The organism is Rhizobium sp. P40RR-XXII (assembly GCF_012641405.1).
GTDB lineage: Bacteria > Pseudomonadota > Alphaproteobacteria > Rhizobiales > Rhizobiaceae > Rhizobium.
This window is the reverse complement of record NZ_JABAII010000007.1, coordinates 169629-193143: the sequence shown is the minus strand read 5'-3', so window position 1 is coordinate 193143 and position 23515 is coordinate 169629. Positions and strand designations below refer to the sequence as shown.

The window sequence follows — 23515 nt, the reverse complement described above, 5'->3', positions numbered from 1 at the left end:
GAAACCCTCGTTACGCTGCGGCTTTGCCGAAGCGTAACGAGGATTGCATCATCATTTTGCAACCGGCTGCTGTATCTGCGGCTGCAGGGCGTCGACGCGCTTGAGACCGGCCTTGTGGCCGGAAACCATGGCGCCGGCGCTGCGATCCATCCGGATGAAGGGGATCGTCGCAAGCACGGTCAGCACCGAGATGCAGAAGAAGGCGATGTGGAAATCGCGGACCTGCAGTTGCGTGCCGCTGAAGAAGGTCGAGGCTTCCAGGATCATGGCGGCGACGGCGACGCCGAGCGCGAGGCTGATCTGCTGCATGACGGAGCTCATCGACGTTGCCTGGCTCGCCTGCTTGTCACTGATATCGGCGAAGGCGAGCGCATTGATGCCGGTGAAGAAGAACGAGCGTGAGAAGCCGCCGATCAGCAATATGCCGATGATGATGAGATGCGACGTCCAGGGCTGGAAAAAGCCGGTGCAGATGGTGGTGATGGTCGTGATGGCCGCGGCTGAAAGTAGCGCCGTCTTGAAGCCGACGGCGGTAAAGACCCGGCGGGCAATGAACTTGGTGGAGATGGCACCGATCGCCCCGGCAAAGGTGATGAGGCCTGACTGGAACGGGTTGAGGCCGAAGCCGAGCTGCAGCATCAACGGCGTCAGGAAGGGCATGGCGCCGATGCAGATGCGGAACAGCGTGCCGCCGGTCACCGAGGCGCGGAAGGTGGCATTCTTCAGCAGCGACAGGTCGAGGATCGGAGCCGGGTGACGGCGCGCGTGTCCGATATAGAGGAAACCGCAGACGAAACCGATAACGACGGCGGAGATGCCGATGTAGGGCGGCAATGCCGGCAGGCTGATGACGGACATGCCGAAGACCACGCCGGATGCCGCAAAGGATGTCAGCAGGAAGCCGATGAAATCGAGCTTCGGCGGCATGGTCGCTTCCACGTCGGGCAGGAAGATCGACGACAGGATGACGCCGAGAATGCCGACGGGAACATTGATCAGGAAGATCCAGTGCCAGGAGGCGTAGGTGGTGATGAAGCCGCCGAGCGGCGGGCCGGCGAGCGGGCCGACAAGCGCTGGAATGGACAGCAGCGCCATGGCGGAAACCAGATCGCTTTTCTGGGTGGTGCGCACCAGCACGAGGCGCCCGACCGGCGTCATCATCGAGCCGCCGACGCCCTGCAGGAAGCGGGCGAAGACGAACTCCAGCAGGCCGCCGGAAAAGGCGCACATGATGGAACCGATAACGAAAACGCAGATGGCGACGCGGAAGATGTTCTTCGCGCCGAAGCGATCCGCCATCCAGCCGCTGATCGGGATGAAAACCGCCAGCGACACCATGTAGGAGGTCAGCGCCAGCTTGAGCGTGATCGGCCCGACATGGAGATCGTTGGCGATGGCTGGCAGCGCCGTCGCGATGACGGTGGAATCCATCTGTTCCATGAAGAGAGCGACGGCGAGGATCAACGGAACGATGCGATTCATAGGCATCCGCCTTGATAGGTCTGTCTTCGGGAAGGCTGTCGCTGGGCGCGCGATAGCCGCTCTGTAGTCTTGTGCGAGGCTGCTGCCAATCCCGGATCTTGCACCATGAACGCTTGGGGATCACGTCTTCGTGATATCCGCCACCGCACGATGTGGACCGCAGGATTTGACATATGCTAAGAGCATGGAAATGCTAAACGCATAAAACGTCGCCCGGTGTATTAGCGGATTTGGATTGTCTTGTCATGACCAATTTTTCGGTCAAGCAGCACGTCTTTCCTGGCCGCTGCTGCCGGCGATGTCGATAGGCGCAGCTTACGTTGCGCATCAGCACAAGGAGTGAGATCATGACCGCTGTCCCGCCCCCAGACACGCACCAGTTCAAATTGGGATCCTGCACCATCACCGTCGTCAAGGACGGCGCCAACATCATGGACAATCCCTGGGAGACCTTCGGCTCCAACCAGGCGCCCGATACCGTGCGCAAGCTGCTGGAGCAGAATTTCCTGCCGACGGAAAAGCTTGTTAACAGCTATGCGCCTGCCATCATCGATACCGGCTTCGATGTGATCGTCGTCGACACCGGCTTTGGCGCTGCCGGCCGCGCGCGGGGCCTCGGCCGGTTTCGCGAGGGGCTGAAGGCAGTCGGCTACACGCCGGAGCAGGTCACCGTCGTCGCCCTGACGCATCTGCATGGCGATCATATCAGCGGACTGATGGAGGAGGGCGGCCCGGCCTTTCCGAATGCTCGCTACGTCAGCGGCGAGATCGAATATGGGTTCTGGACCGATAAGGCGCGCGAGGGAACGTCGGCGGAAGGCGGCCACAAGGCCGTGCTTGCCAATGTCGTGCCCTTTGCCGAGAAGATGACCTTTCTGAAGGACGGCGACCGGATCGTCAGCGGCATGACCGCCATGCTGGCTCCGGGCCATACGCCCGGCCATCTCGTTTTTCATCTGGAATCCGACGGCAGGCAGCTTGTTATGACCGGCGACACCGCTAACCATTATATCCTGTCGCTCGGCCGGCCGGATTGGGAAGTCCGTTTCGATGCCGACAAAGCACAGGCCGCCAAGACCCGCCGGCGCATCTTCGACATGATCGCCGCCGACCGCATTCCCTTCCTCGGCTTCCACATGCCTTTCCCCGCCGTCGGCTTCGTCGAAAAGCAGCCGGAAGGCTTCCGCTACATTCCGAAAACCTATCAGCTGGACGTTTGAGATAAGCAAACCAAAGTAAACGGGATCGCACCTGCCGGACGTGCGATCCCGTTTCAGTTCTGGACGATGGCACTTTGCCCGAGGCGAGGCTCAGTGCCTGCCATCAGCCGTCGTATGTTGGCCCGATGGCGTATGATCACGTAAAGGCCGCCCGCGATCACCAGCAGCCGATAGGATAACGGTTGTTCCAGGCCGCAGATGAGGGCAATCGCGGTCAGGGCCGCCAGGATCGAACCAAGCGAGACAATCCGAAAAACAGCCAACACCAGACCAAAAATCGCCAGAGCCCCTAGACCCGTTGGCGAGGATATCGCCAGCAGCAGGCCAAGTCCGGTCGCGACGGATTTGCCGCCCTTAAAATTCAACCAAACCGGACGGCTATGCCCCAGCAGCACGGCAAATCCTGCCAGGCAAACAGCCCAGGGCACCCAGATTTGCGGATTAAGCGCGGTCGGCGGTGTCACAGACGCCAATGTAGAGAGCCAAGGATAAAACCAACGGGCGAAGACGATCGCCGCGGCACCTTTCAACACATCGACCAGGAGCACTGCCAAGGTGGGCCATTTCCCAAGCGTCCGCAATACGTTCGTTGCGCCGGTGGATTGGGAACCAAGCTCCCGAATATCAACGCCCTTGAGCAGTCTCCCCGCCAGATAGCCCGTGGGCGCGGAGCCGAAGAGGTAAGCGATCGCCAATCCAATTGCGCTCGCTATCCAGAAAGTCATAAATGCCACCTCGTCTATGTCTTTGCCGTCGTGGATCCCGGCCGGAATTGCGATGTCGCAAAGCTCATGACTGAACGACAGTTTTGCATTCAGTATCATTGCGAACGAAGGGTAGTCCCAGCAATCGCGTTTCGCTGCACCTCGCACGAAAATATTCTCAACGTTCCAATACTGACAACGAGATGCACCAAACGGCCTCAATCGTGCGGCCGCGGTCGAATTCGGTGTTGAAGCCGGGATTGGCATATCTGCCCCGCGCTTTTTGCTATTCACTTCCTGTCATAGACGTGTTACCAGCCCTCGCCAACTTCCAAGCAACACTTGCAAGATCGCCCGGTAGACGATTCGTTCCGGGCTTTCCTGTTTTTCACAGACGAAGGAATTGGCCATGGCACGCATTATTGAAACGTCTACCGGGTTGGATGCCCTCACATTCGATGACGTGCTCCTGCAGCCGGGACACTCCGAGGTCATGCCGGGCCAGACGAATATCGCCACCCGCATCGCCCAGGATATCGAGCTCAACCTGCCGATTCTCTCCGCTGCCATGGACACGGTGACGGAAAGCCGCCTCGCGATCGCCATGGCTCAGGCCGGTGGCATGGGCGTTATCCACCGCAACCTGACGCCGGTGCAGCAGGCCGAAGAGGTTCGCCAGGTCAAGAAGTTCGAAAGCGGCATGGTGGTCAACCCGGTCACCATCGGTCCGGATGCGACGCTTGCCGAGGCGCTCGGCCTGATGAAGGCGCACGGCATTTCCGGCATCCCGGTCGTCGAAAAGTCGCATCGCCTCGTCGGCATCCTCACCAACCGCGATGTCCGTTTCGCCTCGGATCCCCAGCAGAAGATCTACGAGCTGATGACCCGCGAAAATCTGATCACGGTCACGGAAAGTGTCCAACAGCAGGAAGCCAAGCGCCTGCTGCACAAGCATCGCATCGAAAAGCTGCTCGTCATCGATGGCGATAGCCGTCTGGTCGGCCTGATCACGGTCAAGGATATCGAGAAGTCGCAGCTGAACCCGAATGCTTCGAAGGATGCGCAGGGCCGCCTGCGCGCCGCTGCCGCCATCAGCGTCGGCGATGACGGCTTCGAACGCGCCGAGCGCCTGATCGACGCCGGCGTCGACCTCCTGGTCGTCGATACCGCTCACGGTCATTCGCAGCGCGTTCTGGACGCCGTCACCCGCGTCAAGAAGCTCTCCAACTCGGTCCGCATCATGGCCGGCAACGTCGCTACCTATGACGGCACGCGGGCGCTGATCGATGCCGGCGCCGACGCCGTCAAGGTCGGTATCGGTCCCGGCTCCATCTGCACGACCCGTATCGTTGCCGGTGTCGGCGTGCCGCAGCTGGCCGCCATCATGTCGGCGGTGCAGGCGGCGCAGGATCAGAACATCCCTGTTATCGCCGACGGCGGCATCAAGTTCTCCGGCGACCTGGCAAAGGCGATCGCCGCCGGCGCATCCGCCGCCATGATCGGCTCGCTGCTCGCCGGCACGGATGAAAGCCCGGGCGAGGTCTATCTCTACCAGGGTCGCTCCTTCAAGGCCTATCGCGGCATGGGCTCCGTCGGGGCCATGGCGCGCGGTTCGGCGGACCGTTACTTCCAAGCCGAGGTCCGCGACACGCTGAAGCTTGTGCCGGAAGGTATCGAAGGCCAGGTTCCCTACAAGGGGCCTGTCTCCGGCGTGCTGCATCAGCTCGCAGGCGGCCTCAAGGCTGCTATGGGCTATGTCGGCGGCGCCGATCTCAAGGACTTCCAGGAGCGCGCGACCTTCGTTCGCATCTCCGGTGCGGGTCTGCGCGAAAGCCACGCCCATGACGTTACGATCACCCGTGAAAGCCCGAACTATCCGGGTGCAGGCGGCTGATTGATGGCGGATCGCGCTCAGGACAGCGCCAGGTCCTTGCAGGGCCTGGCGGCGATCCTCGCGGCTCTCTCGCTGGCGCTCTTCGCCTGGATCTACGCCGGCTTCGTCAGAGCGTTCAGCGAAGCCGCAACCGGCCAGCAGATGCTCGATGCGCGCATCGGCGGCTATGAGCGCGACGACGTCATCGCCATGCTGGGCTACCTCAAGGATCATCCCGATCCTGCCGAGATCCTGCATTCCATGTATCTCGGGCCGGAGCTGATCTTTCCGCTGGTGCTGGGTGGGTTGCTGTTCTGCCTGATGCGGCTGATCGGGCCGGGCGGCTTTTTCTTCGGCCGACCGATCCCTCCCGGCGCGACCGCAGTCATTTTCTGCTTGCCGATCTTCTATACGGTTGTCGATTATGCCGAGAATATCGCCGGTCTCATGCTTTATCCGCCGGCGACGCCATCGGACTCGACCGTGGCGCTTCTTGCAAGCGTACTGCCTGTTATCGTCAGGCTGAAATTCCTGACGCTGGTGGTGACGGTTATTCTACTGGCCCGGTTCGCGATTTTTCGCTACCTGTCGCGCGACGGCGCGCGGCCGTCCTGATTGATCCTATCGACTTTCGGAGATTCCAAAGGAGTTGGCGGCGTGACCGGCTATGAAATGTTTTGGCCCATGGTGGCGCATGCGGTGCTTGTCTTCATTCTCTATGCGCTCCTGGGATGGCGCCGCCGCGTACTGGTGAAGGCCGGCCGCATCCAGCCCGAGCAATTTCGCGAGAACCATCCCGCCAACGAGCCGGCCGAAAGCCTGGTGGTGCGAAACAGCCTTGCCAATCAGTTCGAGCTTCCCTTGCTCTTTTACGCCTGCTGCATCGTGCTTTATACCAGTCAGGCGGATAATCTGCCGGCCGTGATCCTCGCCTGGGTCTTTGTCGCCACGCGCTACGCTCATGCTTTCGTGCATGTGACCAGCAACAACCTACGCTATCGCAGCCCACTCTTTACGCTCGGCTTTATGGCACTCGTCGGCATGTGGGTCTGGCTCGGCATCTGGCTTGCCTTCTCCTGACACCACGTATGTTATCGCGATGACAACCTGCGGTAACGTATTTGTGTTTTACCTTTACCGTTACCCCGCCGCCCACTGATCTATCTTGTCAGCGGGTGGCGGTCGCTTTGCGTCTGCTGCCGGGGAAAATGGGAGAACAGGACCATGAGCACGGAAAAGCCCGTTGTGACGCAGGCGATGATCAACGCCTATGACGAATACACGCATCTGACGCTCGATCGTCGGGGTTTCATGGAAAAGCTGACCAAGCTTGCGGGCTCCGCCGGCGCTGCTGCCGCGATCGCGCCGCTGCTCGCCGCCAACAAGGCAAGCGCCGAGGTCATCGCCGCCGATGACAGCAGGCTGGAAGCAAAGGATGTGACCTATGCCGGCGGCAAGGGCGAGATGAAAGGCTATCTCGTTCGCCCGAAAGACGCGGCCGGCACGCTCGGCGGCGTCATCGTCATCCACGAGAACCGTGGTCTCAATCCGCATATCCGCGATGTCGCCCGCCGCATGGCGCTGGAAGGTTTCGTGGTACTGGCGCCGGATTTTCTCTCTCCGTCCGGCGGCACGCCTGACGATGAGGACAAGGCACGCGATATGTTCACCGGTCTCGATCCAGCATTGACGGCCGCCAATGCCGAAGCGAGCCTGACCTATCTTGCCAAGGCCGATGGCGCCAACGGCAAGGTCGGCGCGGTCGGCTTCTGCTGGGGCGGCGGTCTCGTCAATCGTTTCGCGACGATCTCGCCTGAGCTGAAGGCAGGCGTTGCCTATTACGGCGCACAGCCGCAGGCAAGCGATGTGCCCAATATCAAGGCGGCTCTGCTCTTGCATTATGCCGGCCTCGACGATCGCATCAACGCCGGTATCGATGCCTATCGCAAGGAGCTGCAGGCGGGTGGCAAGACATTCGAGATCTTCGTCTATGACGGGGTCAACCACGCTTTCAACAATGACACTTCGGCTGCCCGCTACGATAAGCGGGCGGCCGATCTCGCCTGGGGCAGGACGGTCGATTTTCTGAAGAAATATGTATCGTAACGACACAAGCCGTTAATAGCGGCGTGTCAGCCATCCGTTGATTACCGAGGTCGAAACCATGTTCCGGCCTCGATTTTCATAACGGCAACGGCACCTAAGTAATGATTAAAATTGGACTTTTCCCGTTTACGCGCATTGAACGCGTCTGGTGTCATAGCGTCTGCCGTGTCCAGCGTCGTTCAGTATGAAAATGAAACGGAGAAAGAATGAATCCGGATAGGCCCGACCGCGTCACGTTCCGCAAAAGGCCGCAGCAGGAGCGAAGCATTCAGCGCGTCGACGTCATCCTATCGGTCGCTGCCAGGCTGATCGCCGAAAAGGGCGTCAGCGCGATGAAGATGACGGAGCTCGCCGCTGTCGCGGGGATTCCGATCGGTTCCGTCTATCAATATTTCCCGGACAAGGCCGCAATCGTCGGAGCCCTGCTTGACCGGCACTCCCGTCTCATTCAGCAAAAGGTCGGGGAAGCTTTTTCGACCGTAACATCGCTCGATCACGCCATCGACTTGGTCTGCGGCATGATCGATTGGTACTACCACGAGTTTCGCAGCGATCCCGCCTATCTTGGCGTCTGGCTCGGTACGGATATCGACAGGGATATCCTGCAGCTCAACATACAGCACAGCAATCGCGTCGCCGACATATTCCTGACAAGCATTCGGCCATTCCTGCCGGCTGAAAGCCGCATCGACCTGACGGCGCGCACCCAGCTTTTCAGCCATCTGATCGGCGCATCCGTTCGCTTTGCCATCATGAGCGACAATGAGATGGCCGTGCGCATGCTGCATGAATGGAAGCAGGTGATCCGCACAACTTTGCTGGCGGAACCGGCCCCGTAACTTTGACGAAAGGTAATTGGTTGGTGAGCCCCGAGGTCACCAACCCGGCAGAATATGCCCGGCGCGCAGCCGCGGATAGAAGCGCGTTAAGGTCTTCACCTCGCCATCGAGGTCATCGTCGACCGCAGCCGGCGTGATGTTGTCCAGGCAGGCCGAGATATGCGCCGTGATCGCGTTCATCAATGAAACGGAAAGCCCAGGCCGCTTCATGATGCCGATCTGCACCGGCGGTAGCGGCGGGAAGCCGTCCGCCTGGGTCAGCACCTTCATGCCGGTCCTGAGCGCGGATTCCGGCATGACCGATACCGCCATGCCGGCAAGCACGGCCGCGGCAACGACGGTGCAGGACCAGCTGGTGAACAGGATCTGATAGTCGCGGCCACCGGCATCGAGCGCCGAGCAGGCGAGCTGGCGCCACTGGCAGTCGCGCCGCCCGACCGCGAGCGGAATGGGCGCATCGTCGCGCAGCGGATGGTTGGCCGAGCCGACCCAGCAGAGCGGTTCCGTCCTGACCACATCCGACATCCGCTCGCGCGGATTATGGGTGACCAGCGCGATGTCGAGTTCGCCGCGATGCATGCGCTCGGCAAGATCCACCGAGGGCTCACAGACGATATAGAGCTCGACATTCGGATGCGTCTTGGCGAAGCGGCCGATGATCTCGGGCATATAGCGGTCGGCATAATCGTCCGGCGTGCCGATGCGCAGCGTGCCTTCGAGCCTGTTGTCGTCGAAAGCCGCCATCGCCTCGTTGTTCAGGCGAATGATGCGACGGGCGTAGTTCAGCAGTTTTTCGCCTTCGGCCGTCAGGCGGTTGCCGCGCCCGTCCTTGATGAAAAGCTGCTTGCCGACGCGCTCTTCCAGCCGGCGCATCTGCATGGATACGGCCGATTGCGTCTTGAACACCCGGTCGGCCGCCTTGGTGAAGCTGCCGGAATCCACGATGGCGATGAAGGTCTGCAACTGATCGATATCAAGCGGCGCGGACATGAGTTCACCTATAAAGGAGTTTGATAGTTATCATTAGAAACATTCGTTGGACTGATCAATAGGGCTTTGGCATCTTCCTAATGCAATTCAGCATACCAATCGAACAGACACTCTTGTCGAACTCCTCCCGGCCTCCGCCCTTTTTCCGGATCATCGGAAAGGGGCTTGGCTGGCGTGTGCCGCAAAGGAAGGACTACGGAAATGCGCACGACAGATCGGACCCTTGACCTCGGCCTTGCAACGCCATCGCTGTCGCTGACGGCACGCATGATGCTTGCTTTGGGCAATGTCGCATCGACCTGGCGCGCAATCCGAAATCGTAAGGAAATCGAATATCTGAATGAGCTGAACGATAATCAGTTGCGCGATATCGGCCTCACCCGGCAGGATTTGAACGCTGCGCTGACCACCTCGACCTTTTTCGGGGATCCGTCCGGCCATCTCACCAATTCCGCGCGTCGCTGCTCGCGCATCTCCGGCTTCAGCAGCGTTAGAGGCTGATGGCGGACAATAGTTTCCCCGCAGGGTGATAGCCAATAAGCCCTGCCTCTTTCCCGGTGTTCGGCCTAAGGGCCAACACCGGGTTTTTTCTTTCTGGAGACCGTGTTTTCGCAATGGATCATACGCGGACAAGTTGCCTCCGGCAGCAATTGTCTTATCTTCATGTGATCAGATAGCAGGGATTCGACGATGGCAACGGTGATCTTCTTCCACTCCGTCTACGGCTTGCGCTCGCTCGAGCATGAGGCGGTCGAGCGCGTTCAGGCCGCGGGGCACAAGGCTTTCGCGCCGGATCTCTATGATGGGCTGATTGCCCGATCGATCGAAGAGGGCTTCGAATTCAAGGATGAGATTGGCTGGCCGACGATTTGCGAGCGGGCGGAATGGGCATTGGCCGGCCTGCCGGCATCGACCGTGCTTGCCGGGTTTTCGATGGGTGCCGGCGTCGCATCCAGCCTCTGGCCCAAACGGGAAAAGACGGCCGGTGTCCTCTTGCTGCATGGCCTTGCCACCATTGCCGACAATGCCCGCAAGAACCTGCCGCTGCAGCTTCATCTGGCCGACCCCGATCCGTTCGAACCGGCGGAGGAGGTTGCTGCCTGGCGGCAGGCGGCGGACCGATCCGGCATATCGGCGGAAGTCTTCACCTATCCGGGCGGCGGCCACCTCTATACCGATACCAGCCTGCCCGATTACGACGCCAAGGCGGCCGATCTTACCTGGAAGCGCGTCATCGACTTCCTGGATGCCATCGACGCCAAGGGTTGAACTTGCCTCTGACTTTGCGCGCCGGACTTGAACTGAAGCCGCTCGCCGCTTAGTTTATGGGCATCAGCAATACCAACAGGATGTGTGCAGCAATGGATTCCACCTCGACCGCAATGCCGTTCAGCCTTGCCATCAGGGAAATTCTTGCTCATGCCCATATCCATCGTTCTATCCAATCTTTCGTGGTCCACGCCTGACGGCCGGCCGCTCTTTTCCCATCTCGATCTGAGCTTCGGCGCCGAGCGCACCGGCCTTGTCGGCCGCAATGGCGTCGGCAAGACGACGCTGGTAAAGCTCATCGCCGGAGACTTGCTGCCGCAATCCGGCAGCATCTCCTTCAACGGCAGATTGGGCATCCTGCGTCAGAGCGTGCAGGTGAGGGCGGACGAAACCGTTGCCGATCTCTTCGATGCGAGCGAAGCCCTTGCCGTCCTGAAGCGCGCGGAAGCTGGCGAAGCGACGAATGAAGAGCTCGCCTCGGCGGACTGGACGCTCGAGGCGCGCATCGCCGCGGCACTTGACCGCGTCGGGCTTGACGTCACGCCGGAAACGCCCCTCGTGACGCTATCCGGCGGACAGCGCACGCGCTGCGGCCTTGCAGCCCTTATCGTCGACGATCCCGATTTCCTGATTCTCGATGAACCCACCAACAATCTGGACCGCGATGGTCGCGCCGCGGTGATCGATCTGCTCTCCGGCTGGAGGGCGGGCGCCATCGTCATCAGCCACGACAGGGAGCTGCTCGATACCATGGATGCGATCGTCGAGCTGACATCGCTCGGTGCCTCGCGCTATGGCGGCAATTGGAGCCAGTATCGTGAACGCAAGGCGCTGGAGCTTTCCGCCGCCGAGCATGATTTCGCCGAGGCGGAGAAGCGAGTCGCTGAAGTGGAGAGGAGCGCGCAGGCGGCCGTCGAGCGACAGGCCCGGCGGGACAAGGCGGGCCGGAAGATGGCGGCCAAGGGCGGCATTCCGCGCATCCTGCTCGGCGGGATGAAGGAGCGAAGCGAGATGACGAGCGGCGAAAATACGCGGCTCGCCGAACGACGCCGCGCTCAGGTCCTGCAGGATGCCGCCGCCGCCCGCGAAAAGATCGAGATTCTGCAGCCGCTGACCGTCAAGCTGCCGACATCGGGATTGCCGGCAAACAGGATCGTCTTGCGGATGGAGGGCGTCACAGCCGGTTACGAACCTGAACGGCCGATCCTGCGCGATTTTGATTTTGTCATCACCGGACCGGAGCGCGTCGCCATCACCGGGCCGAATGGCTCGGGCAAGACGACGCTGCTGGCGCTGATATCAGGTGCGCTGGAACCCTGGAGCGGAACGGTGCGGGTCGTCCGTTCCGCTCTACTGGACCAGAGGGTCAGTCTCCTCGGCCCATCGCTGTCGATCCGCGACAATTTCCGCAAGCTCAATCCGAATGCCGATGAGAATGCCTGCCGTGCCGCCCTGGCGCGCTTCATGTTCAGGGCCGATGCCGCGCTGCAGGTCGTTTCCAGCCTCAGTGGCGGCCAGCTTCTGCGTGCCGGGCTCGCCTGCGTGCTTGGCGGCTCAGTGCCGCCCTCGCTATTGATTCTCGACGAACCCACCAACCATCTGGATATCGATTCCATTGCGGCGGTCGAAGCCGGGCTGCGCGCCTATGACGGCGCGCTTCTCGTCGTCAGCCATGATGAGGTGTTTCTCGATAACATCGGAATCGAGAGACGGCTCGAGCTGCCTGCCCGAACTGTCTCCAATAGCTGAAGATCGCGTCAGGCGTGGCCAGCGCCGGCGATGCGATCGAGTTCCGCGACCGCATCCTCCGGCAGCTTCAGCTCGGCGGCTGCGATATTCTGCTTGAGGTGGGCAAGCGACGATGTGCCCGGAATGAGCAGGATGTTCGGTGCGCGCTGCAAGAGCCAGGCGAGCGCCACCTGCATCGACGTCGCGTTCAGCCGGGTAGCCACATCGGACAGGGCCGAGGACTGAAGCGGCGAAAATCCGCCGAGCGGGAAGAAGGGCACATAAGCGGTGCCGTCGCGGGCAAGCGTGTCGATCAGGGCGTCGTCTGCGCGATGGGCAAGATTATATTGGTTCTGTACGCAGACGATCTCCGTAATCCGGCGGCCCTCGGCGATCTGGCTGGCTGTGACGTTGCTGAGCCCGATGTGACGTACCAAACCTTGCCGCTGGAGATCGGCCAGGATTGTCAGGGGTGCTTCGATCGACCCTTCGGCCGGACCATGCACGTCGAACATGATGCGGATATTGACGACATCGAGCACATCCAGTCCCAGGTTGCGCAGATTGTCATGCACCGCCTGTGTCAGCTCTTCCCGGGAAAAGGCCGGCAGCCAGGATGCATCCGCGCCGCGTCGCGCGCCGATCTTGGTGACGATGACGAGATCGTCGCGATAGGGGTGGAGCGCTTCCCGGATCAGCCGGTTGGTCACATGCGGACCGTAGAAATCGCTTGTATCGATATGGTTGACGCCGGAGGCGATCGCTTCGCGCAGAACCGCCAGTGCAGTGTCATGGTCCTTCGGCGGGCCGAACACGCCGGGGCCCGCGAGCTGCATGGCGCCGTAGCCAAGCCGTTTGACCTTACGGTCCCCAAGTGTAAAGCCGCCGGATTGATCGATGCTGGACATGGCTATCTCCTTTCAAGATGAAAGCAGAAATAGGCTCAGTCTCAGTGTATGATAAGCGGGCGCAATGCGCACGGGCTGTGCGGAATTGCGAACAATCGACAGGCGTCGAAAGTGACGATCCCCGCCGTCACTCTTGTTTGGGTGCCGGCTTGTCCTGCGTCTTCAAATAGCTGTCGAAGATCGCCTCCATGTTCTTCTGATAGCTCTTCTGCACTTCCAGGCCGCTATCGAACATGGCGTTGAACATCTCGGTGTAGGCGGCCATGTCGACGCCGGCGGCGGGCTTGGCCTTCGGTTCTTCCTTCGGCGGCTCTGATGGCATCGGGAAGTTCTTCATCATGTCCTGAAAAGCTCTGGCAAAGGGATTGTCGAGGAACGGATTGGTCTGCGCCGGCTTTTCGCGCTTGGCCGAATCGGCGCCGAACATCAGCTCCATCGCCTGGGTGAAGGGATTGTCGAAGATGCTCGCCTGCGGCGTCGGCTGCTGCTTCGGCGCGAAGCCGATGCTCCGCAGCCAGCTTTGCATCATCTCGCCCATATCGGTATTGAGGAAGGGATTGGCCATCTGTGAGATCTGGCCGCTGGTTTCCTTGAAGAGACCGCCCATCAGCGTATCGGCCATGGCGGGCAGCATGCGCTTGTAGATCTCCTGGCCGATGCCGGTAATCTGCGCAGCCTGCGCCGCAATCGCGCGGGAAACCTCCTTGGAGCCGAACAGCCTTCCGAGCACGGCATTACCGTCGGCAATGCCTTCGGGCGTGAAGGCCTTCGTCATATCCTCGAAGTATTTGGCGTAGTTGCCTGACGTTATGTCCTGCATGACGCCGACGAAGTTGTAAGGATCGGTCGCGCTGCGCTTGAAGCCGGAAGAAAATGCCGGCATCAGCGCGGCCATCGCCTTCGTCGCCTGCTCCTGCGCAAGATTGAACTGCTTGGCCATGGCCTCCGTGGCGGCGCCGTTCTGAGCCTGCATCATCATGTCGAAGAGTGGCAGCATCGAAGTCCCTTTCCCCGCTATGAGGCCGCTTCGGAATCAGGCGGCGCTTTATGACGATACTATAGCGGAAAAAAGAGAGCGCATACCGGTTTCTGCCGTCATCTCATCGAGGCGATGACGGCGGCCGACCGGATATCAATACTGATATTCCTCGAAGATCGGCTCGACGGACTGGTTCCAGCGGCCGTTGTAGAGCATCAGCAGGTCGTCGGCGAGCGTGCCCTTCTTGGCGAGCACTTCGTCGAGCGGCGAAAGGAAGACGGTTTCGTCCTGCCCGTCGCCGTTCAGGCGCGCGCGGTTCTTCAGACCAAGGCGGGAAATGCCGACCACTTCGCGCGCCACGTCAAGCAGGCCATGGCCCTTGATCGCGGCCTTCAGGCCCTGCGCCGGCACGACGTCACGCAACGCGTTGACCTCGTCGAAGCTCCAGTCCTTGGTCAGCTCGTCGGCGGCCGTCAGCGCCTCGTCGTCATAGAGCAGGCCGACCCAGAAGGCCGGCAGCGCACAGATGCGGCGCCAGGGGCCGCCGTCCGCGCCGCGCATTTCGAGGAAGCGCTTGAGGCGTACGTCGGGAAACAGCGTCGAGAGATGGTTCGTCCAGTCGCCCATCGTCGGTTCCCAATCGGCGATTTCGCCCTTCAGCGCGCCGTCCATGAACTGGCGGAAGGTGACATGCGTACAGTCGTGATAGCGGCCGTCGCGAACGACGAAATACATGGGAACGTCGAGCGCCCACTTCACATAGTCTTCAAAGCCGAAATCGTCACGGAAGGTGAAATCGAGCAGGCCGCTGCGACGGTTGTCGGTATCGCGCCAGATGTCGCCGCGCCAGGAGGAAAGCCCGTTCGGCTTACCTTCCGTGAAGGGCGAGGAGGCGAAGAGCGCCGTTGCCAGCGACTGCAGTTTCATCGACACGCGCATCTTGCGGCGCATATCGGCTTCCGAGGAGAAATCGAGGTTCACCTGGATCGTGCAGGTACGGTACATCATGTCGAGGCCCTTGGTGCCGACCTTCGGCATGTAGCGGCTCATGATCTCGTAGCGCGATTTCGGCATGCGCGGCGTTTCGGCGAGCGTCCATTTCGGGCTGCCGCCGACGCCGAGGAAGCGAATGCCCATCGGCTCGGCGATCTCGCGCACCGTCGCCAGATGGTTGTTCGATTCCTTGCAGGTCTGGTGGATGGTTTCGAGCGGCGCGCCCGACAGTTCGAACTGGCCGCCCGGCTCGATCGAGATCGCACCCATGCCGGTGGGCTCGCCGAGCCCGATGATGTTGTCGCCATCCATGATCGGATCCCAGCCGCTTTTCTTCTGCAGCCCTTCGAGGAGCGCGGAAATGCTGGCCTCGCCGAAATAGGGCACGGGGCTGTTGTCGGCGCGGAAGAACACGAATTTCTCGTGCTCGGTGCCGATGCGGAATTTCTCTTTCGGCTTGTTGCCGGCAGCCAGATAGGCCGTCATTTCCGAGACCGAGGAGAGCGGAGTCTGGTCGGTGGTATCGCGCGCCATGGTATTACCTTAGATCTCGGAGAAGCACCCGCGCAAGCCGCAGGTCAATAGGAGGGTGATTGACGCGGATTGAGGTACGGTGCAAGTGAATTTCTTTCAAGGGTCGTTCAAAAAAATAGGATTTTGTGTCTCGCCAGTGCATCACAGCCGTGCCGGCCGCCGGTATATTTGCACAAGCGTTCAAGACGTCTCGCCGTGAGCACGGATAGTTTTGCTTCGATTGACGTCAAGCGGAGCATATCAATGAACGGCACGAACGCCCTTTACTATCCTATACTGACGCTGCTTCTGGCCTCGCTGGTCATCATGGGAAGCCCTGGCCCCTCGACGATCAGCGCGACGGCGATGGGGGCGGCCTATGGCTTCCGGCGGTCGCTCGGTTACGTCTCCGGCCTTATCGCGGGCACTGTCATGGTCCTGCTCGCCGTTGCAGCCGGTGTCGTTGCGATCCTGCTGTCGGTGCCGCACGGTGCCTTCCTGCTGACGGCGATCTCAGCCGTTTATATCCTTTATCTCGCCTTCAAGATCGCCACGGCGCCGCCGCTGTCGCGCCGCGACGATCGGGCCGCGGTTCCGGCCTTCTCCGGCGGCTTCCTGCTGGCCGTCGCCAACCCCAAGGCCTACCTGGCGATTGCTGCCGTCTTTGCCGGGGTCAGCCTGTTTCAGGACCGAAGGCTGCTGGACGCAGCCCTCAAGGTCGTGCTGCTGACGGGAATGATCGTCGCCATCCATATGGTATGGCTTCTTGTCGGCGCTTCCCTGTCCCGCTTCCTTCAAAATCCGAAAGTCTCGCGGATCGTCAACATATCGCTGGCGATCCTGCTGATCGTTGCAACCGTCGTTGCGGTCCTGGAGTGAACGCTCAGTTCCAGTCGCCGATCGCCGCTTGGATCACTGCCATGGCCGCGACGGCCGCCGTGTCGGCACGCAGGATGCGCGGCCCGAGCGGAATGGCGCTGACGAAATCGAGGCTGCGCAGCAGCGCGCGCTCCTCTTCGGAAAAACCGCCCTCGGGGCCGACCAGCAGCGCCAGATGCTTCTCCTTGACCCGCGTCAGCAGCGGCAGCGGATTCTGCCCGGCATCGCCTTCGTCGCAATAGATGATGCGACGCTCGCGCGGCCAGCGGGCGAGCAGGTCGGCGAGCTTTACCGGCTCGGCGACATCGGGAATGCTAAGAATGCCGCATTGCTCCGCCGCCTCGATGACATTGGCCCTGACCTTGTCCAGATTGGTGATCTTGCCTTGGACGTGCTGCGTCATGACCGGCTGCAGCAGACCCGCACCCATTTCCACGGCCTTCTGCACGAGGTAATCAAGCCGCCCGACCTTCAGCGGCGCAAAGAGATAATGCAGGTCGGATGGGGCCGGCTGCGGTCGTGTTTCTTCGATCGGCGTCAGCAGGATGCGTTTGCGCGAGGGAAAGGAGACGCTTACCTTCCACTCGCCGTCGCGGCCGTTGAAGATGAGCAGCTCGGCGCCATCCTCCAGGCGCAGAACATTGGCAAGATAGTTGAACTGATCCTGGTCGGCCTCGATGGCGACGCCTGCCTTGATGTCTGCAGTCACGAACAGCCGCTGCATGCGGAAGTTGGCGCGCATGGATTACCCCCGGAATTGCTTAGAGCAGTGAGATGGAGCGGCTCGAAGACCCGGTGAGAAGCCGAACCGCCCTAAATGAAGAGTGCGACCATAACCCAATATACGGCGGCGGCAAGCATGGCCGCGACCGGCACGGTGATCGCCCACGCCGCGATGATGGTCATGAAATGCGAGCGGCGCACCAGCCGCCGGCGATGAACTTCATCGGGATTGCGCTCGTCCGCGGATTCCGGCTCAAGCCAGGGAATGCCCGCGGCTTCCGCCTTTTTGCGCATATAGGCAAATCGCCGCTTGGAACGGACGGTATACCATTCGCGAAAGAAGCCGACCCCGAAAACCGCGCCGACCGTAATGTGGGTCGAGCTCACCGGGAAACCGAACCAGGCCGCGACGATGACGGTGAGCGCCGCGGATACGGCAACGCAGTAGGCCCGCATCGGATTGAGCTTGGTGATTTGCTCGCCGAGCAGGCGAATGAGTCGCGGGCCGTAAAGCAGCACACCCACGGAAATGCCGCAGCCGCCAATCATGACGACCCAGAAGGGCGCCTTCTGGGTGGTTGTCTCTGCGACCACGCCGAGCGAGCCGCCAAGGCCGATGTCGCGCACGATCGCCGACAGCGGTCCGATGGCATTGGCGACATCGTTGGCGCCGTGCGCAAAGGACATCAGCGCCGCCGAGCAGATCAGCGGCAGGCGGAAAAGCTTGCGCAGCGAACTGTTCTTGTTTTCGAGCCCGACCGATTGCGCCGCCACCAGCGGTCGCGCCGCCAGCCAGGCGATCATGCCGACGATAATGCCGATCGCGAGGTTCAGCAGGTTCGGGATGGCATTCTTGGGCTCGAGCTGGACAATGAGATAGGCCGAAAACGAGCCGGCCATCAACCCGATCAGAATAGGGATCCAGTATCTGGCGGCGGCGATCTTGTCGTCGCGATAGACGATGAAGCTCTCGATGAAGAACAGGATGCCGGCCGCGATAGCGCCGCCAAGGAAGGGCGTCACGACCCAGCCTGCAGAGATCGCCGCGAGAACGTTCCAATTTACCAGCTCGGGACCGACGGCTGCGGCTCCCGCGCCGACGACAGCCCCGACGATCGTATGCGTGGTCGAAACGGGCGCTTTCAACCAGGTTGCGAAGTTGATCCAGAGTGCTGCGGCGAGCAATGCCGCCATCATCAGCCAGGCAAGCTTGCCGATGCTGACGATGCGATTGGTGTCGACGATATGCGCCGAGATGGTATTGATGACCGGGCCGCCGGCAATCGTCGCGCCGAGGATCTCGAAAATGGCCGCCATGACCAGCGCCTGGGTCATGGTGATCGCGCGCGCGCCGACTGCCGCGCCGACATTGTTGGCGACGTCCTTCGCGCCGATGTTCATGGCCATGTAGCCGGCAAGGCCAACGGCGGCAAAGATCAATGTCGCGCGCGGCTGATCGAACACGTAAATGCCGGCGAAGACCATGGCGAGGCCGAGAAAGATCAAGCCGATACCCGGCGCCACAAGGCGTCTTGCGACGTGATGGGTCGCGTCCTCGACATAGGTGAATTTGTCGAGGTCCTTGTCGAGGGTCCTTTTTATCGGTGTGGCCGGTCGGTCGGGCATGCAATTCTCTGAATTAAAACTCTCGTATCGCGCTGACCGATGAGGCGCGCAATATCCGTCACGCACACTGACACAGTTTTTTGTGGCTAATATGGCTTACTTCGCCTGGATTGCGGCGGGAGTCGCCGTCATCCGCTGTGCGAAAGCGAGAATGATCTCGCGCAGTTCCGGTTCGCGAACGCGTTCGGCCGCCGTCTCGTAGGAGACCCACTCCAGGGAACGTTCGCCCTTTTCCTTGAAGTTCTTGGCGAGCTCGCTGACTTCGAGTGCATAGACCTGCACGCGGCACGGCACCTGAATGCCGTCCCTCAGCACCTTGTCGTAACCGAACGAACCGAGCGGCTCCGTCTCCACCGTGCCGCGCACGCCGGCCTCTTCATAGGCCTCGCGGGCGGCGACCTCATGGGAAAGCTTGCCCGGCATCGGCCAGCCCTTGGGAATGACCCAGCGGCCGGTATCGCGGCTGGTCAGCAGCAACACTTCGAGATCGCCCGTTTTCTTCTTCAATCGATAGCAGAGCGCAGCATATTGCTGTCGCGGCGGGCGCCGAAACATAAGTTGCACATCATTCGCTATGCGATTGAGAAAGGCCAATTGTCGGATCACCTTTGGGTGTTGGAGTGACGCTTGAGTTGCATAATAACATTGTGTGGAAAAAATTTGCGCCATATATGACGCTATATGGTATTTCCCCACAAATTTATTCAGTGCTTCGTAGTTAAAAAACGAAAGTTTTGTTTTCTGATATTCGCCAGCCATTGTGCTGAAAACGACATTGAACAGCATTTTTATGCCGCAGATGGTGCAGTTGCTTGAATGGTGCCGCTATCATACTGGGAAAAAAGATAAATTCTTGTCATGTCCGAACGAGCATCCCGACGTCTGCCACCTCTGAATGCATTGCGCGCTTTCGATGCGGTGGCGCGGCGCGGCAGCATTTTGAAGGCCGCCGATGAACTCGGGGTCGTGCGCGGCGCCGTCAGGCAGCAGTTGAACTTGCTGGAAGCCCATTTCGGTATCGCCCTGTTCGATCGGGAGAATGGCAGGCTGGTGCTGACGGCGAAGGGCAAGGCATTCGCCGATTCGGTCGGTGTCGCCCTCGGCATCCTGGCACGGGCTTCGGCGGAACTTTCGATCGAAGGCAGGCGGTCCATCCGGCTCGGCGTGCCCTCGGCTTTCGCGATCTGGTGGCTGATGCCGCGCGCCGCCGGCCTGCAGGCAGCGCTTCAGGACATCGATATGGATATCGTGCCGATGGCAACGGTGGAGCCTCTGGCCAAGCGCCCGGATCTCGAGGCCGTCATCATGGGCGGTGAATACCGGCCGACGCGTGATATCACCGCGATCCGCTTCATGGAGGATGAATTCGGGCCGGTCGCGACGCCGGAACTCGCCGATCGCCTTGGCCTCTCGGCCGATGTCTCGGCACTTGCCGATGCTGTGGCGCTTGCAAGCCGCTCTGCTCCAAGTCTCTGGAGCGACTGGTTCGTGGAAAGCGGCCGCGTACCCATTCGCTTCGCCGGCAATCGCGAATTCGAGGATCTGCTGCTTGCGATCGGAGCCGCTCGCTCAGGGCTCGGTATTGCCATCGCGCCGCGCACGGCCGTCGGTGACGATATCGATCGCGGCACATTGGTGGCACCTTACGGCTTCATTCGAAGACCGGCCGGCTACAGCCTCAGTATCCGCAGCGGCGATGTGAAGGATCCGGCTCTCGTCCGGCTGGCCGATTGGCTGAGCAAGGCAGGGGCCGAACAGGCTTAGCAGGCCATCTGTCCGATCGGATCTCTATGGCAGATTTTCTGCCATGTGAGGCATTGCAATGTCCATCGACAGCCAACCTCCCGCCATGCCAGATCGCCATATGGAACCAGCCGGCAGGAGCGCGTCATGGATCAGTCTTCTTCTCTTTCCCGCATCGATTGGGTTGCCCAGGGCTGCCGGTTGCTGGCGGCCACGGCGGCGGAATTCCGCGACACCAGACCCTTTGCCGGCCTGACCATCGGCACGGGCATCCATCTCGAGCCGAAAACGGTCGCGTTGCTGATGACGCTGCGCGCCGGCGGCGCCGGCCTCGTCTGCACCGGCAATCTCAACAGCACGCAGCCCGAAACGGTCGACTACCTGCGGGCGAAGGGCATAAAGGTCTTTGCGACGCAGACCCGCGACGCCGAGGAGCATGGCGCGAGCCTCGATGCGATCCTGGCGGAAAAGCCGGATTTGCTCCTCGACAATGGCGGCGATCTCTTCGCCCGCGCGGCCGATAAGCCCTATGACAATCTGCTCGGCGGCACCGAGGAAACCACATCCGGCCGGGCCCGGCTCATACCGATGCGCAGCAGGCTCGACATGCCGATCCTGGTCATCAACGACAGCCCGATCAAGCAATTCGCCGAAAACCGACATGCGGTGGGGCAGAGCCTGTTCGAGAGCTATCTGCGCTTTACCAATCGATCCACCAATGGCAAACGCGTCACCGTCTTCGGTTATGGTGCTTGCGGCAAGGGTACCGCGGCATGCTTCCGCAATGCGTTTTCCGCAGTCAGCGTCGTCGATATCGATCCGGTTACAACGCTTGAAGCCCATCTCGACGGCTTCTCGACGCCGCTGCGCGAAGCGGCAATCCGCTCCGCCGATATCCTGATCACCGTTACCGGCTTCCGCGATATCGTCACGACGGCGGATTTGCCGCTGATCAAGGACGGTGCGATCCTGATGAATGGCGGCCACTTCCCGCATGAGATCGATGTCGAAGGCTTCCGCAACAGTCCCGAGGTCGCCGGCATCGACTGCTACGAAGCCGAGCAGATCGAGACGATCCGCATGCGCGACGGCCGCACCTTCCATATTCTCGGCGGCGGTCACATGGCCAATCTGGCCGGTCCGCGTCCGCTCGGCAATACCATCGAATCCATGGATCTCGGCTTTACGCTGCAGTCCCGTTGCCTGGAGCGGGTCGCCAAGGGCGGCCTCGGTGGCGAAGCTTGCGTCATCCCCGTTCCGGCCGATATCGACGCCTTGGTCGCCTCCGCCTATCTCGACCTGGCGCGGTAAGCCTCAGGTTCCGGCCAGCTCCCGCGGCAGCAATCGGTCGTAGAGCGCCGCCATGTCGTCGCCGAAACAGCAGAAGATGATCGCCTCGAAGGCGCCATCCTTGCTTTCGTCAAGGCTGGTGCGGATTGCGATCCCGGCCGCCTGCTCGGCGGGAAAGCGATAGACGCCCGTGGAGATGGCGGGGAAGGCAATGGTTCTGACCCCGCGTTCCCGGGCGAGAGCGAGACTGCTGCGATAACAGCTGGCGAGCAGTTCTTCCTCGCCACGATCGCCACCATTCCAGACGGGACCGACGGTGTGGATCACATGCTTTGCCGGCAGGCGATATCCCGCGGTAATCTTCGCTTGTCCGGTTTTGCAGCCGTTCAGAGTCCTGCATTCGGTGAGGAGATCCGGCCCGGCGGCGCGATGGATCGCGCCATCGACACCGCCGCCGCCGAGCAGGCTGCTGTTGGCCGCATTGACGATGGCGTCGACCGGAAGGCTGGCGATATCTCCGAGGGCCACGGTGAAGCGCGTCTTCGAGGTGGAGGTAACATCAGAACGAATGATCTCGGGCGCGGACATGTTGATCTCCTCCATCCTCAAGCGTGCTTCTATCGCTCCCAATAGGGAACAGGGCCATAAAGTTCCGCGAGAAAATCGATGAAGACGCGCACTTTCGCCGGCAGGAACTGCCGGCTGGGGTAAACGGCTGAAAGCGTGACATTGTGCGAGCCTTCATAGGCCGGCAGGACCTGAACGAGACGGCCGTTGCGCAGCTCCGGCCCGACATCCCAGGTCGAGCGCAGGGCAATGCCGAGACCGGCGATGACGGCTTCGCGGACGACCTCGCTGGAATTAGTGATCAGTCTGCCCTCCGGCCGAAAAGTGAGGCTGCCTTGCGGGCCGTCGAGCCGCCAGGGGTCGTGATTGTGCGCGGGAAGACAAGTATGGCGACGCAGGTCCTCGATATCCTCCGGCATCCCATGGGCATCGATATAGGCTGGTGAAGCGCAGAGCACGCGGCGCACCGGCGCAAGCCTGCGGGCGACGAGACTGGAATCGGTGAGCTCCGCGATGCGGATGGCAAGGTCGAAGCCGCCGCCGACGATATCGACGAATTCGTCGCTCAGCACCAGATTGATCGCTAGGTCTGGATGGGCCTGCATGAAGGATTGCAGATGCGGCGCGATATGCAGCCGGCCGAAGGATGTCGGAGCGGAAATCTTTAGCGTGCCGTGCATCTGGGAGGAACGTCCCGCAATATAGGCTTCCGCCTCTTCCAGCCCGGCGAGAATGGCAAGCACGCGGTCGTAGAAGCCCTGGCCTGCCTCCGTCAGCGAAATCTGCCGCGTGGTGCGCTGCAGAAGCCGGGTGCCGAGCCTGTCTTCGAGGCGCTTGATGCGCTTGGAAATCACGGCCGGCGAAAAACCGAGCGCGCGGCCGGTCAGCGACATGCTGCCCGTTGCGACGACGCTGGCGAAGATTTCCAGGTCTCCTAAATTGGTCATGCACGATTATTTCCTGTTTTGGAATAAATGCTTATCATTTGCTCCAAACTTGGGAAAGCGCTAAGCCTGTAATGCACCTAGAGCTGGATGATTTAAGGTCTGTTCGACCTAAAATCTGAATCCGCTCTAGGATCAA

23 protein-coding genes are annotated in these 23515 nt (G+C 61.1%); 12 read left to right on the top strand and 11 right to left on the bottom strand.

Annotation, left to right across the window (positions count from 1 at the left end):
- Nucleotides 1-51: 51 nt before the first annotated feature.
- Nucleotides 52-1482 carry an MFS transporter gene (locus HGP16_RS15680; RefSeq protein ID WP_168840944.1) on the bottom strand — a complete coding sequence of 477 codons (1431 nt, stop codon included), beginning with the start codon at nucleotides 1480-1482 and terminating at the stop codon, nucleotides 52-54.
- Nucleotides 1483-1829: 347 nt separating this feature from the next.
- Here HGP16_RS15680 and HGP16_RS15675 point away from each other — a divergent pair, with 347 nt between their 5' ends.
- A complete protein-coding gene (locus HGP16_RS15675; protein WP_168840943.1) occupies nucleotides 1830-2702 on the top strand; it encodes an MBL fold metallo-hydrolase in 873 nt (290 codons plus the stop codon).
- Between the two features lie 53 nt (nucleotides 2703-2755).
- On the opposite strand, the gene plsY is transcribed toward HGP16_RS15675, so the two are convergent.
- The gene (gene plsY / locus HGP16_RS15670) at nucleotides 2756-3427 is read right to left on the bottom strand and encodes a glycerol-3-phosphate 1-O-acyltransferase PlsY (RefSeq protein WP_168841107.1); all 672 of its coding nucleotides are present in this window, start codon (nucleotides 3425-3427) and stop codon (nucleotides 2756-2758) included.
- 388 nt (nucleotides 3428-3815) lie between these two features.
- Here plsY and guaB point away from each other — a divergent pair, with 388 nt between their 5' ends.
- The 5 genes from guaB to HGP16_RS15645 all read left to right on the top strand — a co-directional run bounded on the left by guaB (nucleotide 3816) and on the right by HGP16_RS15645 (nucleotide 8224).
- Nucleotides 3816-5300: an IMP dehydrogenase gene (gene guaB / locus HGP16_RS15665; RefSeq protein ID WP_168840942.1), complete on the top strand. Its 1485-nt coding sequence runs from the start codon at nucleotides 3816-3818 to the stop codon at nucleotides 5298-5300.
- Nucleotides 5301-5303: 3 nt separating this feature from the next.
- Nucleotides 5304-5894 carry a hypothetical protein gene (locus tag HGP16_RS15660; RefSeq protein WP_168840941.1) on the top strand — a complete coding sequence of 197 codons (591 nt, stop codon included), beginning with the start codon at nucleotides 5304-5306 and terminating at the stop codon, nucleotides 5892-5894.
- A 42-nt stretch (nucleotides 5895-5936) separates the two neighbouring features.
- Complete coding sequence (locus HGP16_RS15655) at nucleotides 5937-6359, top strand: MAPEG family protein (protein ID WP_168840940.1); 423 nt, start codon at nucleotides 5937-5939, stop codon at nucleotides 6357-6359.
- Nucleotides 6360-6503: 144 nt separating this feature from the next.
- A complete protein-coding gene (locus tag HGP16_RS15650; protein ID WP_168840939.1) occupies nucleotides 6504-7385 on the top strand; it encodes a dienelactone hydrolase family protein in 882 nt (293 codons plus the stop codon).
- 206 nt (nucleotides 7386-7591) lie between these two features.
- Nucleotides 7592-8224, top strand: coding sequence for a TetR/AcrR family transcriptional regulator (locus HGP16_RS15645; RefSeq protein WP_168840938.1), 633 nt, complete (start codon nucleotides 7592-7594; stop codon nucleotides 8222-8224).
- A gap of 36 nt (nucleotides 8225-8260) precedes the next feature.
- Here HGP16_RS15645 and HGP16_RS15640 read toward each other — a convergent pair whose 3' ends face one another.
- A complete protein-coding gene (locus HGP16_RS15640) occupies nucleotides 8261-9214 on the bottom strand; it encodes a LysR substrate-binding domain-containing protein (protein WP_168840937.1) in 954 nt (317 codons plus the stop codon).
- 201 nt (nucleotides 9215-9415) lie between these two features.
- Between HGP16_RS15640 and HGP16_RS15635 the strand changes: the two genes are divergently transcribed.
- The 3 genes from HGP16_RS15635 (at nucleotide 9416) to HGP16_RS15625 (ending at nucleotide 12232) form a co-directional block, all read left to right on the top strand.
- Nucleotides 9416-9715 carry a DUF1127 domain-containing protein gene (locus tag HGP16_RS15635; protein WP_168840936.1) on the top strand — a complete coding sequence of 100 codons (300 nt, stop codon included), beginning with the start codon at nucleotides 9416-9418 and terminating at the stop codon, nucleotides 9713-9715.
- Nucleotides 9716-9904: 189 nt separating this feature from the next.
- Nucleotides 9905-10483 carry a dienelactone hydrolase family protein gene (locus tag HGP16_RS15630; RefSeq protein WP_168840935.1) on the top strand — a complete coding sequence of 193 codons (579 nt, stop codon included), beginning with the start codon at nucleotides 9905-9907 and terminating at the stop codon, nucleotides 10481-10483.
- 150 nt (nucleotides 10484-10633) lie between these two features.
- Nucleotides 10634-12232, top strand: coding sequence for an ABC-F family ATP-binding cassette domain-containing protein (locus HGP16_RS15625; protein WP_168840934.1), 1599 nt, complete (start codon nucleotides 10634-10636; stop codon nucleotides 12230-12232).
- A gap of 8 nt (nucleotides 12233-12240) precedes the next feature.
- Here HGP16_RS15625 and HGP16_RS15620 read toward each other — a convergent pair whose 3' ends face one another.
- From HGP16_RS15620 to HGP16_RS15610, 3 genes are all read right to left on the bottom strand, one after another.
- The gene (locus HGP16_RS15620) at nucleotides 12241-13119 is read right to left on the bottom strand and encodes an aldo/keto reductase family oxidoreductase (protein WP_168840933.1); all 879 of its coding nucleotides are present in this window, start codon (nucleotides 13117-13119) and stop codon (nucleotides 12241-12243) included.
- A 127-nt stretch (nucleotides 13120-13246) separates the two neighbouring features.
- Nucleotides 13247-14116 carry a DUF937 domain-containing protein gene (locus tag HGP16_RS15615; protein ID WP_168840932.1) on the bottom strand — a complete coding sequence of 290 codons (870 nt, stop codon included), beginning with the start codon at nucleotides 14114-14116 and terminating at the stop codon, nucleotides 13247-13249.
- A gap of 135 nt (nucleotides 14117-14251) precedes the next feature.
- Entirely contained in the window at nucleotides 14252-15625 is a 1374-nt protein-coding gene (locus HGP16_RS15610; RefSeq protein ID WP_168840931.1) for a glutamate--cysteine ligase, read from the bottom strand.
- A gap of 243 nt (nucleotides 15626-15868) precedes the next feature.
- On the opposite strand from HGP16_RS15610, the gene HGP16_RS15605 reads away from it, so the two are divergent.
- Complete coding sequence (locus HGP16_RS15605; protein WP_168840930.1) at nucleotides 15869-16483, top strand: LysE family translocator; 615 nt, start codon at nucleotides 15869-15871, stop codon at nucleotides 16481-16483.
- A gap of 4 nt (nucleotides 16484-16487) precedes the next feature.
- Here HGP16_RS15605 and HGP16_RS15600 read toward each other — a convergent pair whose 3' ends face one another.
- The 3 genes from HGP16_RS15600 to HGP16_RS15590 all read right to left on the bottom strand — a co-directional run bounded on the left by HGP16_RS15600 (nucleotide 16488) and on the right by HGP16_RS15590 (nucleotide 19426).
- Nucleotides 16488-17225, bottom strand: coding sequence for a 16S rRNA (uracil(1498)-N(3))-methyltransferase (locus HGP16_RS15600; RefSeq protein ID WP_168840929.1), 738 nt, complete (start codon nucleotides 17223-17225; stop codon nucleotides 16488-16490).
- Nucleotides 17226-17296: 71 nt separating this feature from the next.
- Nucleotides 17297-18832, bottom strand: coding sequence for an inorganic phosphate transporter (locus tag HGP16_RS15595; RefSeq protein WP_168840928.1), 1536 nt, complete (start codon nucleotides 18830-18832; stop codon nucleotides 17297-17299).
- Between the two features lie 96 nt (nucleotides 18833-18928).
- Nucleotides 18929-19426, bottom strand: a complete 498-nt coding sequence (locus HGP16_RS15590; RefSeq protein WP_205926568.1) for an NUDIX hydrolase — start codon at nucleotides 19424-19426, stop codon at nucleotides 18929-18931.
- Nucleotides 19427-19690: 264 nt separating this feature from the next.
- Here HGP16_RS15590 and HGP16_RS15585 point away from each other — a divergent pair, with 264 nt between their 5' ends.
- Both HGP16_RS15585 and HGP16_RS15580 read left to right on the top strand, forming a co-directional pair.
- Nucleotides 19691-20596 carry a LysR substrate-binding domain-containing protein gene (locus tag HGP16_RS15585; RefSeq protein WP_168840927.1) on the top strand — a complete coding sequence of 302 codons (906 nt, stop codon included), beginning with the start codon at nucleotides 19691-19693 and terminating at the stop codon, nucleotides 20594-20596.
- Between the two features lie 126 nt (nucleotides 20597-20722).
- On the top strand, nucleotides 20723-21886 hold the full coding sequence (locus HGP16_RS15580; protein WP_168840926.1) for an adenosylhomocysteinase: 1164 nt from the start codon (nucleotides 20723-20725) through the stop codon (nucleotides 21884-21886).
- Between the two features lie 3 nt (nucleotides 21887-21889).
- Here the strand turns inward: HGP16_RS15580 and HGP16_RS15575 are convergent, their stop codons facing one another.
- Together HGP16_RS15575 and HGP16_RS15570 are read right to left on the bottom strand one after the other, a co-directional pair.
- The gene (locus HGP16_RS15575) at nucleotides 21890-22453 is read right to left on the bottom strand and encodes an O-acetyl-ADP-ribose deacetylase (protein ID WP_168840925.1); all 564 of its coding nucleotides are present in this window, start codon (nucleotides 22451-22453) and stop codon (nucleotides 21890-21892) included.
- Nucleotides 22454-22482: 29 nt separating this feature from the next.
- On the bottom strand, nucleotides 22483-23379 hold the full coding sequence (locus HGP16_RS15570; RefSeq protein ID WP_168840924.1) for a LysR family transcriptional regulator: 897 nt from the start codon (nucleotides 23377-23379) through the stop codon (nucleotides 22483-22485).
- Nucleotides 23380-23515 lie beyond the last annotated feature (136 nt).

Excerpts from the sequence above, each read along its gene's own strand:
- HGP16_RS15680 (WP_168840944.1), bottom strand. The coding sequence starts at position 1,482 with ATGAATCGCATCGTTCCGTTGATCCTCGCCGTCGCTCTCTTCATGGAA.
- HGP16_RS15675 (WP_168840943.1), top strand. The coding sequence starts at position 1,830 with ATGACCGCTGTCCCGCCCCCAGACACGCACCAGTTCAAATTGGGATCC.
- plsY (WP_168841107.1), bottom strand. The coding sequence starts at position 3,427 with ATGACTTTCTGGATAGCGAGCGCAATTGGATTGGCGATCGCTTACCTC.
- guaB (WP_168840942.1), top strand. The coding sequence starts at position 3,816 with ATGGCACGCATTATTGAAACGTCTACCGGGTTGGATGCCCTCACATTC.
- HGP16_RS15660 (WP_168840941.1), top strand. The coding sequence starts at position 5,304 with ATGGCGGATCGCGCTCAGGACAGCGCCAGGTCCTTGCAGGGCCTGGCG.
- HGP16_RS15650 (WP_168840939.1), top strand. The coding sequence starts at position 6,504 with ATGAGCACGGAAAAGCCCGTTGTGACGCAGGCGATGATCAACGCCTAT.
- HGP16_RS15645 (WP_168840938.1), top strand. The coding sequence starts at position 7,592 with ATGAATCCGGATAGGCCCGACCGCGTCACGTTCCGCAAAAGGCCGCAG.
- HGP16_RS15640 (WP_168840937.1), bottom strand. The coding sequence starts at position 9,214 with ATGTCCGCGCCGCTTGATATCGATCAGTTGCAGACCTTCATCGCCATC.
- HGP16_RS15635 (WP_168840936.1), top strand. The coding sequence starts at position 9,416 with ATGCGCACGACAGATCGGACCCTTGACCTCGGCCTTGCAACGCCATCG.
- HGP16_RS15630 (WP_168840935.1), top strand. The coding sequence starts at position 9,905 with ATGGCAACGGTGATCTTCTTCCACTCCGTCTACGGCTTGCGCTCGCTC.
- HGP16_RS15625 (WP_168840934.1), top strand. The coding sequence starts at position 10,634 with ATGCCCATATCCATCGTTCTATCCAATCTTTCGTGGTCCACGCCTGAC.
- HGP16_RS15620 (WP_168840933.1), bottom strand. The coding sequence starts at position 13,119 with ATGTCCAGCATCGATCAATCCGGCGGCTTTACACTTGGGGACCGTAAG.
- HGP16_RS15615 (WP_168840932.1), bottom strand. The coding sequence starts at position 14,116 with ATGCTGCCACTCTTCGACATGATGATGCAGGCTCAGAACGGCGCCGCC.
- HGP16_RS15610 (WP_168840931.1), bottom strand. The coding sequence starts at position 15,625 with ATGGCGCGCGATACCACCGACCAGACTCCGCTCTCCTCGGTCTCGGAA.
- HGP16_RS15605 (WP_168840930.1), top strand. The coding sequence starts at position 15,869 with ATGAACGGCACGAACGCCCTTTACTATCCTATACTGACGCTGCTTCTG.
- HGP16_RS15600 (WP_168840929.1), bottom strand. The coding sequence starts at position 17,225 with ATGCGCGCCAACTTCCGCATGCAGCGGCTGTTCGTGACTGCAGACATC.
- HGP16_RS15595 (WP_168840928.1), bottom strand. The coding sequence starts at position 18,832 with ATGCCCGACCGACCGGCCACACCGATAAAAAGGACCCTCGACAAGGAC.
- HGP16_RS15585 (WP_168840927.1), top strand. The coding sequence starts at position 19,691 with ATGTCCGAACGAGCATCCCGACGTCTGCCACCTCTGAATGCATTGCGC.
- HGP16_RS15580 (WP_168840926.1), top strand. The coding sequence starts at position 20,723 with ATGGATCAGTCTTCTTCTCTTTCCCGCATCGATTGGGTTGCCCAGGGC.
- HGP16_RS15575 (WP_168840925.1), bottom strand. The coding sequence starts at position 22,453 with ATGTCCGCGCCCGAGATCATTCGTTCTGATGTTACCTCCACCTCGAAG.
- HGP16_RS15570 (WP_168840924.1), bottom strand. The coding sequence starts at position 23,379 with ATGACCAATTTAGGAGACCTGGAAATCTTCGCCAGCGTCGTCGCAACG.